The following is a 13,093-nucleotide window of genomic DNA, read 5'->3' as shown; positions in this document are numbered from 1 at the left end:
TGTTCACGGGTCATTTTTGCAACAGCCCTTCGTGGTCGACGGTGTGACGGGGCCGGACGAGCATCTTGTCGACGTAACGAAGCAGCGCGCCGTCGTCGGGGTTCGGTACGACGATCGGGGTGAATTCGTCGTTCGGGCGACTGTCCTTTGTGGAGTCAAAAGAGGACTCGAAGATCAGCCTCAGAATGGCGTGCTCCTCCGAGGAATGCGCCTCGAGCTTGGCGAGCCAATCGGACAACGGCAGGGTGTCGATCGCCGTGCCGTCGCCGCGCAAGAGATCCAGCAGGTGCGTGAGACGCATCGGACGGCGGCTGTCGAGCACGAATCGGCTGCCGTCCCGTGATCGCTCCGCGCCGAGCCGGGCGAGCTGCCCGGCCGTCTCGTCCACCGCGATCCAGGGTTCCTCCAGCTCGGTGTCCGGCGCGGCGCCGAGTTCGAGGATGACCCGCAGCACCCGCAGCATGATGTCCCGGGAGTTTCCCTGCCCGGTCCGCGAATCCCCGACGATCCGGGGCAGCCGGTAGGTCGCCGCCGGGATCCCGCGTTCGTACGCGGCGGAGATCAGCTGTTCGGCGTGCGACTTGGTCTCCGCGTACCCGCTGCGGGCACCGGTTTCGGCGCCGGCGGAAATGGTCGACACGAACTGCACCTGCTTGAGCCGCGTGGTGGCCGCCAGCCGGATCAGCTCGCGGGTGCCGCCGACGTTGGCTCCTTCGAGCTGTTCGTAGCTGGAGAGCGCGTCGACCCAGGCGCCGTTGTGGCAGATCAGGTCGATTTCGCCCGCGAGCCGCTCGAAGGTCGCGTCGGTGAGCCCGAGCCCGGGCGCCGCGAGATCACCGGGGACGACTTTGATCCGTTCGTGGTCGACCTCGTGCGACAGGCCGTAGCGGTCGAGATTTTCGCGCAGCCGTCGCCTTCCCGCGTTCTCGTCCGCGGCCCGGACGAGGCAGTGGACGCGCACGCCGTCCCGTTTCAGCAACTCGCGGACCAGGTAGGCCCCGACGAAGCCGGTGGCCCCGGTCAGCAGGATGTCCGAAACCTCGCCGGGCGCGCGGGGCGGCAGCGGGTCGGGGAGGATGCCGCGCAGGATCGGCAGCGGATCGAACGAGCGGGCGCCGGTCGTCAGCCCCTCGCCGGTGATCCCTTCGGCCAGTTTCGCGATCGTGGGCCGCTCGAACAACGTCCGCAGCGGCAGGTCGATCTGGAGCGTCTCCCCGATCTTGACGGCGAGTTGCGCGGCCTTCAGGGAGTGCCCGCCGACGTCGAAGAAGCTTTCGTCCCTGCCGACGGCTTCGCGATCGAGGACCTGGGCCCAGATCGCCGCCAGGGTCTCCTCGGTCGGGTTCCGTGGCGGGGCGAACGGCGTGGCCGATCGAGGGCCGTCGTCGGGTTCCGGGAGTGCCTTCGCGTCGAGCTTTCCGTTGAGGGTCAACGGGAGCTCGGGCATGGACACGAACGCCGCGGGCACCATGTACTCCGGCAGCACAGTGCGCAGCCGGGTGCGCAGTGCGTTGTCGTCGAGAACGCCCGAGACCTTGAGATACGCGACGAGCCTCATCTGCCCGGACGTGTCTTCGCGCGCGACGACGGCGGCCTGTGAGATGTCCTCATTGGACAGAAGGGCCGCTTCGATCTCTCGTGGCTCGATACGGAAGCCGCGGATCTTGACCTGGTCGTCGACGCGCCCGAGGTACTCGATGTCGCCGTCGGCGTTGTGGCGGACGATGTCCCCGGTCCGGTACAGCCGCTCGCTGGTGGTGTCGTGGCCGTTGGGGAGGAACTGCTCGTCGGTGAGTTCCGGTTGTCCTCGATAGCCTCGTGCGACGCCGGGTCCCGCCACGTGGAGTTCCCCCGGCACCCCCGTCGGAACGAGCCTGCCCTGCTCGTCGAGGACGTACACGCGGGTGTTGCCGAGCGGGCGGCCGATGGGGATGCCGGTGAGGTCGGCGGGAACCGGGGCCGGGATCGGGTGACACGTGGTGAACGTGGTGCATTCGGTGGGCCCGTAGCCGTTGAAGAACCGCGTGCCCGGCAGTGCGGCGACGGCGCGGCGGACATGGGTGACGGACAGCGCTTCGCCGCCGACGAGCAGCTGCCGGAGCCCGGTCAGCGCCGAGGTGTCCTCGTCGACGATGTGGTTGAACAACGACGAGGTCAGCCAGGCCGTGCTGATCCGGTGCCGGGTGATCGCTTCGGCGAGCGGCCGGGCGGTGAGCACCCGCTCGCCTGCGATCACGCAGGTGGCGCCGCTGAGGAGGGCGCCCCAGATCTCGAAGGTCGCCGCGTCGAACGAGATCGCCGACGCGTGCAGCACCACTTCGTCCTGGCCGAGGATGCCTTCCGGGAGCCCGGTGACGAGCCGGATGATCGCCCGGTGCTCGATTTCGACGCCCTTGGGACGTCCTGTCGAGCCGGAGGTGTAGATGACGTACGCCAGATCCCGGGGCTCCACACCGGACTCGACCGCGGCCGGTGATTCGTCCTCCAGGGTGGGATCACCGGTCAGATCGGTGGTGATCACCAGTTCGGCCCCACCGTCGGTGAGCAGGAGCCGCCGGCGTTCCTCGGGGTACTCCGGATCGATCGGCAGGTACGCGGCACCAATTTTGAGCACCGCGAGCAACGCGCTGATCTGCCCGATGGAACGCGGCAGGCACACCCCGACGAGGGTTCCCGGCCCGGCGCCCAAGGCGCACAACCGGTGCGCGAGCCGGTTGGACCGGACGTCGAGTTCGGCGTAGGTCAGCGAGTCTTCGCCGCAGACGAGGGCTGTCGCGTCAGGACGACGGCGGACCTGTGCGGAGAACACCGCGGGCACCGTCGCCGGATCCGGCAACGCCGTGGCGGTGTCGTTCCAGTCTTCCGCCAGCCGCCGGAGTTCGGCGTCGTCCATCATCGGCAGGGCGGACAGCGGCCGCTCCCGCCCTTCCCCGACGGACGCGAGCAGCCGCCGGAAGTGCCCGATGAACCGCTCGATCGTGACCCGGTCGAACAGGCGGGAGTTGTAGTCGACCCGCGCCTCCAGCACACCGTTCCGGTCCGACACCTGGAGTTCGAGGTCGAACGGATCCGCTTCCGTGCCGGCGGGCGCGACCTCCGGCAACGGCACGTCCACCAGCCGGAGCGCGACCTGCGTGAGGGGGTTGCGGCTGAAGTCCCGCCGGGGTGCCAGCTCCTCGACGAGGCGTTCGAAGGGAATGTCCGGGTTCGCGTAGGCGCCGAGCGTGGTCTCCCGGACGCGCCCGAGCAGCTCCGGGAACGTGGGGTCGCCGGAAAGATCGGTGCGCAGCACCAGCGTCTTGGCGTCGTACCCGAGGCCGGTCTCGCCGGACGCGGGCACGCCGACCGTCACGTCATTGGTGCGTGCGTAGCGGGACAGCACGACCTTGAAGGTCGCCAGCAGCGTCATGAACAGGGTGGCGTCGTGGCGGCCGCTCAGCTCGCGAAGCTGTTCGGCGACAATGGAATCCACGTCGAAGGAGACCGAGTCACTGCGGTAGGACGCCACCGGCGGCCGCGTGCGATCCGTCGGCAGTTCCAGCGCCTCGGGCACGTCGGCGAGTTCGTCCCGCCAGTAGTCGAGCTGCCCCTGCAGGGCCTCGAAGATCGGCTCGTCGGGATTCCGCATCGCGTGTTCGACGAGCCGGACGAGCCTGCCGACGATCCGCGTGGCGGTGGAGCGGTCGAAAAGACTGGTGCGGAACACCAGTGAGCCGTGCAGCTTGCCGTCCTGCACGTGGGTGACCAGTTCCAGGTCGAACCGGGTCGCCACGCCCGCCCACGGCACGGGGGAGATCTCGCCCTCGCCGGGCGTGGGGAGCTCCCCGTTGTGCACGACCACGACGTCGAAGATCGCGTTGCGGCCCGCGTCGCGTTCGGGCCGGACCTCCGCGACGACCTGGTCGAACGGCGCCTGCTGATGGGCGTACGCCTCGACCATCTTGGTGCGCGTCACCTTGAGCAGTTCACGGAACGACATCGACGGGGTGATGTGGGCACGGAGCACCACGGTGTTCACGAAGAAGCCGAGGACGTCGGCGAACCGGCGGTCGTCGCGGCCGGCCAGCACCGTTCCGATCGTGACGTCCTGCTGTCCTGAATGGAGGGACAGCAGGGCTTGGAACACCGCGGCCACGGCGCTGGAGAGCGCGCACCGGTTCCGCAGGGCGAAGGCGCTGAAGGTCTTCGTGAGCTCGGCGGGCAGTTCGAAATCGACGTGGTCGCCCGCGAAGCCGGGATTGCCCGTTCGCGGGCGGTCCGTCGGCAGTCGCAGCGGTTCGAATCCGGCGAGTTCCCGGCACCAGTAGCCGAGGTGTTCCGCCGCGGATTCGTTGTCGCGGCCGGAACGCTGCGCCGCGACGAACTCTTCGTAGGTCACGTCGAGCGGCGCGGGGGTCTCCGAACGGTAGAGCGTGACGAGATCCTCGGTCACGATCTGGATGGACCGGCCGTCGGTGATCATGTGGTGGTTCACCACGCACAGCACGGCCGATCCGTCGGCGCACTCGACGACCATCGCGCGCACGGGCGGCGCCGCCGCGAGATCGAACGGTTCGCTGACCAGTTCGGCGGTGTGCTGCTGCCAGGCGTTCTCACCGGAACCGGCGGTCCGCCGCGTCACCGGGATGCGGAAGTCCGGTACGGAGACCGCGACGGGCGTCCCCGATCCGTCCACGACGAACTTCCAGCGGAGCACCGGATGCCGTTCGACGAGCGCGCCGAGCGCCCGTTCGAGTGCCTCGAAATCGACGCCGTCGTGGAACCGCAGGACGATCGGGATGTTGTACGCGGCGCTGGTCCGATCGAGCTGCTGCACCAGCCACAGACGCTCCTGCCCGAGCGACAACCTCATCGACTTCTCCTTCATCCGACGCTCGCGGGTACCGGCGGGGCCGCGGCTTCGATCAGCACTTTTTCGTCGACTTTCCCGTTGCGGGTCAAGGGAATCTCGTCGACCTGGACCCAGCGGGCGGGTAACGCGTAGCTCGGCAGCTGACGCGACAGGAACTCGCGCAACGATCGCGGATCCGCCTCGGCACCGGGGTGCACGACGATGGCCGCCACGAGCTGGAGACTTTGGTTCGGTTGCCGCGAGACGACGATCACGGCGTCGCGGATCCCGGGGTGACCGGCGAGGACGGTGCCGATCTCCTCGGTTTCGATGCGATGCCCGTCGAGTTTGATCTGCTTGTCCGCGCGGCCGAGGAAGAGCACGTTGCCGTCCGGATCGAGCCGGACCAGATCCCCCGTGCGGTACAGGCGATCGCCGGCGTCCGGCGAGAAGTGGCCGAACCGCTTTCCCGTTTCGGTCTCGTCGCCGAGATAGCCGTCGGCCATTCCCGCTCCGGCCGCGTACAGTTCGCCGATCCCGCCGGGCGGGACGAGACGGGCGTTCCGGTCGAGGACGAAGACCTTGGTGCCGGCGATCGGCCTGCCGATGGGAAGCGGCCCGGTGACCTCCGCGCCGGACCGCACGGTGTGCGTGGTCGTGAACGTGGTGTTCTCGGTGGGGCCGTAGCCGTTCGTGATCACCAGCCCGGGATAGGACTCGAGCAGCTGTGTCACGGCGTCGTGCGGGACGACCTCGCCGCCGCTCAAGAGCCAGCGGAGCCCGGCGAGTGCCTGCGGCCGGGACTTGACCACCAGCCGGAACAGGCTGGCGGTCAGCCAGGCGACCGAGACTTCCCGTTCGATGAAGAACTTTTCGAGCTTCCGGACCGCCGGAAGCCTCCCGGGGAAGACCTCCAGCGTCGCGCCGTTGAGCAAGGTCACCCAGATCTCGTACGTCGACGCGTCGAAGGCCAGCGGCGCCATGCGCAGCACACGGTCGCCGGGGCGCGTTCGGAGTTCCGGTGTCCGCGCGAGCCGCGCGACCGCGCGATGCGGGACGACGACGCCCTTCGGTTCGCCGGTGGAACCGGACGTGAACGCGATGTACGCCGTGCGGCCCGGGTCCTCGGAGCCGGGTGCCCGGCTCGGTGACCCTGGATCCGGATGCTGCCCGGGAACCCAGGAATCGACGCGGACGAGCCCGCGCAGGACGGGATGATCCGCGGTGGCGGTGTCGACCACCGCGACCGCGGGTGCCAGCTTGCCGACGATCCTCGCCAACCGGGCGTCCGGCGCGTCGTCGTCGAATCCCGCGTACGCGGCGCCGAGACGGATGATCGCGAGCAACGCCACGATCTCGCCCGCCGACCGCCGGGCCGCGATGAGCACCGTGTCACCGGCCCGGACCCCCGCGTCCTCCAGGACCTCGGCGTACCGCCCGGCGGCGAGCGCGAGCTGTTCGTAGGTCAGCTCGACGTTCGCGTCCCGGACCGCGATCTCCCGTGGCCGGAGCCGGACCTGTTCCAGGAACAGGGATTCGATACCGGACGGCGGGCTGTCGGCGCCGGCCAGCGCGTCGAGGATCCGGCGGCGTTCCGGCGCGATGCAGCGCACGTCCTGAAGACGGCCGTCGAGCGAGGCCAGCTCGGTCACCGCGGTGGCGACGTCGGCCGCGAAGCCGTGCGCGGCGTCCGGCACCTCGGTGACGAAGCGGATCTCCCCGGAACGCAGGTCGGCGTCCGCGGACACGATTTCGAGGTCCGCGGAGCCGTCTCCGCCGTCTCCGGCCGTCCGGACCGAGCGCAGGAAGTCACCGACGAGCGCGTCGTCGTCGATCCGGAGCCGGATCACCTTCCCGGCGACCGAGATCGCGGCCTCGCTCGCGGCCGTCCACCGGCACAGGGTGACCGCGAACGCGGCCACCACCAGTGCCGCGCGGTCGTCTGCGGCGGATCCGGCCGCGAGCCCGGCCGTCAGCTCGTAGGGAACGGGGCGCGCCTCAGGCATCGGCCTTGCTGCTCCCCGCGTTCAGGCGCTCCAACCGGACGTGGAGGTGGTCGGGCCGCCGGAAGATGTGACCCCGCTCGCGGAGCCGCCAGAAACCCTTCCGGATGCCGTCGAGCGAGCCGCCGAGCCGGACGCCGCCGAACCGGAGCGACAACCGCTCGAACAGCGTGTCGAACTCCGCCAGGGCCAGCTGGATGCCCAGGCACGTGTGCGGACCGGCCGAGAACGCCAGCAGCCGTTGGTCGGTGCGTTCCGGGCGCCAGGTGTCGGGATCCTCGAAGGTGTTCTCGTCGCGGCTGGCGCTGCCCAGTGAGAGCAGGAGCGCGGACCGGCGCGGAATGTCCACCCCGTGCAGCGTCAGGTCGGTGGTCGCGTACCGGAGGATGGTGTGACTCGGCGGCTCCCACCGCAGCGTCTCGCGCACCACCTGGGTCCGGTATTCCTGATCCGCCAGCGCCGAAAGCTCGACGTCGTGCGCCAGGACGGCGTACATGATCTTGCCGATGGTGGCGACGCTCGTCTCGGTCCCGGCCAGCAGGAACAGCGTCGCCGTGCCCAGCATGGACTCGTCGACCGGTTCACCCGGCGGGAAGACCAGGTCGAGGAACGGCATCCGGGCGCCGTCCTCGCGAGCGGCGATCTTGTCCTTCAGGTACTCGATCAGCTCCGCCTTGGCCGTGAGCGCCGAGTCCAGCGAGGTCGCCGGGAACTCGATCGCGCCCGCCAGCGGAAGGACCCGGGGGCGCAGCCAGGCCGCGTCCTCCGGCGGCAGGCCGAACAGCCGGGTGACCATCGCGTAGGGCACCCCGACCGCGACCCGCTCCATGAACTCGACGTCGATCTCGTCCCGGGAGCCCATTTCGGCCTCGATCGAGTCGAGGACCTGGTCCACCGCGGGAACGAGGATCTCGGTGCGCAGCCGTTTCACCGATCCACCGGCGAACAGCGGCATGAACAGCTTGCGCAGATCGCGGTGACGCGGCCCGTCGGTGTCCAGCAGTGTCCGGCCGAACAACCGGCGGCTGCTGCGCATCGGGAACCCGCTGCCGACCTGGCGGTCCGACAGCAATTCCTGGACGTCGTCGAACCGGGTGATCAGGAAGGCGTTGAAGGCCGACGACCAGTGAACGGGTTCCGACCGCCGGAGTTCCTTGTAGATCTGCCACGGATCGGCGAGGAATTCGTCCGAACCGAAGTCCAGACTCACCTTCGTGGTGCTCATTTGTCGCCTCCGTTGCCGACCAGCTCGGTCCGGGACTTCAGCTGGCGGCCAGCCTCTTCCGAGGTGAGCCTGATGGACTCCGTGGTCCCGGCGTATCCGCCCGCCAGCGCGGGCACGACCTCGTGCGCGAGACCCGTCAGCTGCTCGAGAGTCGCCTTGTGCGAGACCCACCGGGGAACGAAGAAGTTCAACGAGACCGGGTCGCCGACGCGGTCCAGCAGATCGCGGATCCGGCTGACGCAGGTCGCGGTGTCGCCGACGATGAACCCGCCCGTGTCGACGAGGTTCTGCAGCGTCTTGCGATGGGCCACCGGGGAATCCGGGATCGGCATGCCGAGGGTGTTCCGGTACAGACCGCGCCGCAGCGCGGAAAACCCTTCCAGGAGTTCCTCGACGCCCTCGGCGGGGGAGTCGGCGATGTGCACGAAGACGTTGCACCGGATCCGGGTCCCGCCCGCGGACTTGTTCCGGTAGGAGTCGATCCGCTCGATCAGCGCGCCGACCGGATCCGGATCCATGCCCGGCCGGATGGAGCCCCACGGCGGTGCCACGTGGACGGTCGGGGTCGTGGCGGTGTCCGTCAGGAGCTCGATGCCGGCGGGGCTCAGCGAAGACGCGACGACGGTCTCGATGGCTCCGGGGCCCCGCAACGGCTGGAGCTGCAGGACGGCCTTCTTGACGGTGAACCACGGTGTCGTGGTGTTGACCGTCTCGCCGTTCAGGAGCGCCTGAACCGTCTCCAGCGCCGCCCGGAAATGATCGCGGACCGTGGCCGGGTCCACCCCGATCATTTCCATGTCGTGCACGTAGGTCCCGGTCCCGACGCCCAGGATCGCCCGGCCCGCGGTGAGGTGGTCGAGCAGCGCGATCCGTTCCGCGACGTGCAGGGGGTGGTGATAGGGCAGCGGGATCACGCCGGTGGCGAAGCGGATGCGGCGGGTTTCCCTGGCCAGTGCCGCCATCAGCATTTCCGGCGAGCTGAGCGTGCTCCAGCCGCTGGAGTGGTGCTCGCCGAGCCAGATCTCGTCGAAACCCAGGTCGTCGGCCAATACGCTCAGTTCGATGTCACGGTGCAGCGACGCGTGCGGGCTGACCGAAGGGTCGTGAAAGGGCGGCAGGAAGCAGCCGAACGCCTTGGAATTCATGATCCGAAAACCTCTTGATTCTTTGTCCGGGGCGATCGTGATCGGCGGGCGACGGTCGTTTCTCAGCCGGCGGGCACCTGCTCCAGCAGGTAGTCGCAGAACTTGTCCACGGTGGTCAGATCCTCGTTCTCTTCGAGGTCGATGAACACGTCGAGCTTCGTCTCGATCTTCTCGATGAGCGCCAGGTATTCGATGGAGCTCATACCCGTCTCGGGAAACTCGGTGTCCGCCTCGATGGTCTGGTTTTCCAGAACACCGCCCGCGACCTCGGACAGCAGGGAAAAGATCTGCTGACGTAGTTCCGACCGTGCCTCTTCTGCGCTCATGTGTCCCCTTATGCTGATCCGCGCCGATGGGCGCGGGTAGACGAGTTCGGAATTCCGGTTCTGCCGCGGGTGAGTACGGCGAAAAGTAAACCGGTGGTTTAAGTTGATCCCTTGCCCCGTGATTCACGGCAGCGAAAGTCACCCCAGCGTGGCGTCCGTGCATGCGGGCGGGTTGACACTATTGTGTCCCGAATAGGCCACGGTTTGCAACACCGTGCGGTGTCGCCGACTTTCGCGCGGATGGCCGAAAAGTGCCATATGACAAGAAAAACTCCTGGTGGGCGACGTCTCGACGTCGCTCCGTCCAGGAGTTTTCCGAATACTGTATGAAGCTATTTCAGCGCTGGCGTTTCTGAATCAGCGCCGCGAATTGGCGCCAGTCTTCGGCGCGGGTCTTGGCGAGCTCGGAGATCAATTCGAGCCGGTGTTCGGGTATGTTCCTGGCGACCTGATCCCACTCGTCCCGGTCGTTGAGATGGCCGTCCAGCAAGCGCACCAGGGTGCGCCCGGCCTCGGTGTAGCGAATGGTGGGATCCGACCGGAGCCGCTCCACCGCCGCTTGATCGGCGGTGGTCTGGGGGTGGGGGTCGGCGGAGCGTGGTCTCGCCGGGGGCCGTGCCGGGCCCACTTCCCGCGGCGTCGCGGGGGAGGACGTTTCGGTGTGGCGGTGCCGATGCCGCACGTCGTGCGCCGTCGCGAGGGAAACCCCCGCGCTGCGCGCGATTTCCCGGATGGAGGCGGACGGGTTGCTCGCGAGCAGCTCGTGCGCGCGACGGCGGCCCTGCGTCGGATCCAGCGCGCGGACGCGTCCGTCCCGGCCGACGTGGGCGTTCGACTGGGGAACTTCCCCAGTCGAACGGCGTAACCGGCCGACCGTCTTGTGGGACAGGCCCGTGACCGCCGCGATGGCGCGGTCGGACCACTGGGGGCGCAGTCCGAGAATCCGGCTCGCGGCGGTCTTGCGATCGGCGAGGGAAAGCGGCAATCCGTGTGCGATGTTCGACTTCACGGCGAGGATGAAGGCGGCTTGCTCGTCCCCGTCGAAGAACTGCACGGTGATCGCGGTGGCGTTCTTGATCTTGGCCGCCTGCAACCGATGCGTTCCGTCGATCACCCGCATCGTGGGACGGTGCACGAGAATCGGGGGGAGCGGGTTGTCCGTCTCCGCGAGTATTCGTGCGTAGGCGAGATCCACTCCCGCCGCCCGTGGTGAGCTTTCCGCCGACAACGCGTCCAGCGGCACTTCGACGACGTCGCCGAGCGCTGGATCCGAGGCCGCTGTCCAGTCACTTTCCCGCCTGGCCACGGGGATCTGTGGACTGTCTGCCTGTTTTTCCTTGTGCCAGTTCAACATCTTCTAGCCCCCAGAGAACTTGGATCATGTCAAACCTTTTCCATCATTCGAGCCGGTGTGTGAACTTGTCAAGGGCCGTGAGTCGCAACCGGGCCGCTGCCGGTTTACCTGGCATGTCGGCCTTTGTGCGGTGGTGACGACGCTGTCCAAGGGGGTCGCTTGACGGGAGTGCGCCTTGCGGGCAGCCTGGGTCGAAGATGGGCCGTACACAGGAGATCGCAGGCTGGGGGCTGATTCGGGACGCTCAGTATTCCTGAGAGTCATTCGGGACACTGAGCGTGAAGCTTTCGTATTGCGCGGACGAACCGGAAGTTCGTTTATGCGCCCATTCTCTGGTGAGGCCACCGATGCTGTGAAAGGCCCGTTACTTGCAGAATTTGCAAGTAACGGGCCTTTCACAGCACGCTTGGTGAGTGTCCGATCCGGTTTGTACCGGGCGACCGGTGAACCGACTGTGTGCCCTCGGCAGGATTCGAACCTGCGACACCTGCCTCCGGAGGGCAGTGCTCTATCCCCTGAGCTACGAGGGCGTTGCCGCCTGGGCGACTCCGAAAGCTTAGCGCATCCGGTCCGGGGGCCTCGCGCGCGGTGGTCGTTAACCGTGGTGGTGGTCCACGACACGGGCCAGGAGCCGGGTCAGCTGCTCCCGTTCGGCGGGTTCCAGTGGTGCGAGGAAGGCGTCCTGAGTCTCTCTGACCAGCTCTTCCAGGTGGTCGAGCCGCCTCGTGCCCGCGCCGGTGAGGGTGATCAGGTTGCGCCTGCCGTCGGCCGGGTCGGGGGAGCGTTCGACGTAGTCCGCGCCGGCGAGTTCGTTGATGACGGCGACGACGTCGCTGCGGTCGATTCCGGTGGCGCGGCTCAGGGTGGCCTGGCTCGACGGGCCGTTCTCGTCGATGGCCGCGAGGATCCCGTAGTGGTACCGGCGGGCGCCGCTGCGGGCGAACTCGTCCAGGGCGAGCCGGTGGGCCACGGTGGCGGCCTGGTTGACCAGCCAGCTGGCCTTGGTGCGGAGCCGGACGGGGGCGGTGCTCATCGGGACAGCGTAGCGTTGGTGTCACCAACGAACTGGGAGGCTGTCGTGATCGAACCGTTCGAGGTGGGGATCCCCGAATCCGCCATCGCCGATCTGCGGACCAGGCTGCGCGCCACGCGCTGGCCCGAGCCGGCCACTGTGGACGACTGGAGCCAGGGTGTCCCGCTGGAGTTCGCGCGGGAGCTGTGCCGCTACTGGGCGGAGGACTACGACTTCGGCCTGGCCGGCCGCGTCAACGCCTTCCCGGGTTTCAAAACCGACGTGGACGGTCTCGGTATCCACTTCCTGCACGTCCGGTCGCCGGAGCCGGACGCGACGCCGCTCGTTCTCACGCACGGCTGGCCGGGCTCGGTGGTCGAGTTCCTGGACGTGCTCGGCCCGCTGACCGACCCCGCCGCGCACGGGGGCGACCCCGCGGACGCGTTCCACGTCGTGGCGCCGTCGCTGCCCGGGTTCGGCTGGAGTGACAAGCCGTCCGGGACGGGCTGGAACGTCGAGCGCATCGCGCGGGCGTGGGACGAGCTGATGGGCGAGCTCGGCTACGAGCGCTATGCCGCGCAGGGCGGCGACTGGGGTGCCGGGGTCACGAACATGCTCGCCAAGGTCGCGCCGGAGCGGTTGATCGGCGTCCACGTCAACATGGCGGGCGTCCCGTACGACGAGGCAAGGCTGGGTGAACCGACGGCCGAGGAGAAGGCCGCGATCGGTGACCTGATCCGGTTCCAGAAGGTCGAGTCCGCGTACTCGCAGCAGCAGGCCACGCGCCCGCAGACGGTCGGCTACGGGCTCACCGACTCGCCGGTGGCGCAGGCGGCCTGGATCGCCGAGAAGTTCCGGGAGTGGACCGACAACGACGGTTCGCCGGAGACCGCGCTGTCCTGGCGGCAGATGCTCGACGCGATCTCCGTCTACTGGTTCACCGGGACGGCCGCTTCGTCGGCGCGGATCTACTGGGAGAGCAAGGAGCGGGACCTCTCGGCGATTGAGGTTCCTTCGGGTATCTCGATCTTCCCGCGCGAGATCATCCGTCCCTCGCGGCGCTGGGCGGAGCTGCGCTACACCGATCTTCGCTGGTACGAGGTGCTGCCCAAGGGCGGCCACTTCGCCGCGTTCGAGCAGCCCGAGGCCTTCGTCGGCCAGTTACGGGGGTTCTTCCGGTCGCTTCGGTAGCGGTCC

8 protein-coding genes and 1 tRNA gene are annotated in these 13,093 nt (G+C 68.5%); 1 reads left to right on the top strand and 8 read right to left on the bottom strand.

The genetic code is table 11. The annotated features are described in order from the left end of the window. Window positions 1-10: 10 nt before the first annotated feature. From ACLJRM_RS39275 to ACLJRM_RS39240, 8 genes are all read right to left on the bottom strand, one after another. Entirely contained in the window at window positions 11-4,852 is a 4,842-nt protein-coding gene (locus tag ACLJRM_RS39275) for an amino acid adenylation domain-containing protein (protein WP_410665932.1), read from the bottom strand. Window positions 4,853-4,863: 11 nt separating this feature from the next. Next, complete coding sequence (locus ACLJRM_RS39270) at window positions 4,864-6,837, bottom strand: amino acid adenylation domain-containing protein (protein WP_410665931.1); 1,974 nt, start codon at window positions 6,835-6,837, stop codon at window positions 4,864-4,866. Further along, window positions 6,830-8,059, bottom strand: coding sequence for a cytochrome P450 (locus tag ACLJRM_RS39265; protein ID WP_101610280.1), 1,230 nt, complete (start codon window positions 8,057-8,059; stop codon window positions 6,830-6,832). Before ACLJRM_RS39265 ends, ACLJRM_RS39270 begins: the two co-directional genes overlap by 8 nt. Further along, window positions 8,056-9,204, bottom strand: coding sequence for an LLM class flavin-dependent oxidoreductase (locus ACLJRM_RS39260; protein ID WP_101610279.1), 1,149 nt, complete (start codon window positions 9,202-9,204; stop codon window positions 8,056-8,058). Before ACLJRM_RS39260 ends, ACLJRM_RS39265 begins: the two co-directional genes overlap by 4 nt. A gap of 62 nt (window positions 9,205-9,266) precedes the next feature. Further along, window positions 9,267-9,530: an acyl carrier protein gene (locus ACLJRM_RS39255; RefSeq protein WP_101610278.1), complete on the bottom strand. Its 264-nt coding sequence runs from the start codon at window positions 9,528-9,530 to the stop codon at window positions 9,267-9,269. Between the two features lie 337 nt (window positions 9,531-9,867). Continuing rightward, complete coding sequence (locus tag ACLJRM_RS39250) at window positions 9,868-10,836, bottom strand: ParB/RepB/Spo0J family partition protein (RefSeq protein ID WP_410665930.1); 969 nt, start codon at window positions 10,834-10,836, stop codon at window positions 9,868-9,870. 505 nt (window positions 10,837-11,341) lie between these two features. After that, window positions 11,342-11,414 (bottom strand) — tRNA-Arg (locus tag ACLJRM_RS39245). 65 nt (window positions 11,415-11,479) lie between these two features. Further along, window positions 11,480-11,917: a MarR family winged helix-turn-helix transcriptional regulator gene (locus ACLJRM_RS39240; protein ID WP_410665929.1), complete on the bottom strand. Its 438-nt coding sequence runs from the start codon at window positions 11,915-11,917 to the stop codon at window positions 11,480-11,482. Between the two features lie 45 nt (window positions 11,918-11,962). Between ACLJRM_RS39240 and ACLJRM_RS39235 the strand changes: the two genes are divergently transcribed. Next, window positions 11,963-13,087, top strand: a complete 1,125-nt coding sequence (locus ACLJRM_RS39235; protein ID WP_410665928.1) for an epoxide hydrolase family protein — start codon at window positions 11,963-11,965, stop codon at window positions 13,085-13,087. Window positions 13,088-13,093: the final 6 nt, after the last annotated feature.

Origin of the sequence: Amycolatopsis sp. lyj-84, from assembly GCF_046549075.1 — a bacterium.
In the GTDB taxonomy this organism is placed as follows: Bacteria; Actinomycetota; Actinomycetes; order Mycobacteriales; family Pseudonocardiaceae; genus Amycolatopsis.
Note: the sequence above shows the minus strand (reverse complement) of the source record. Positions and strands in the feature narration are given on the sequence as shown.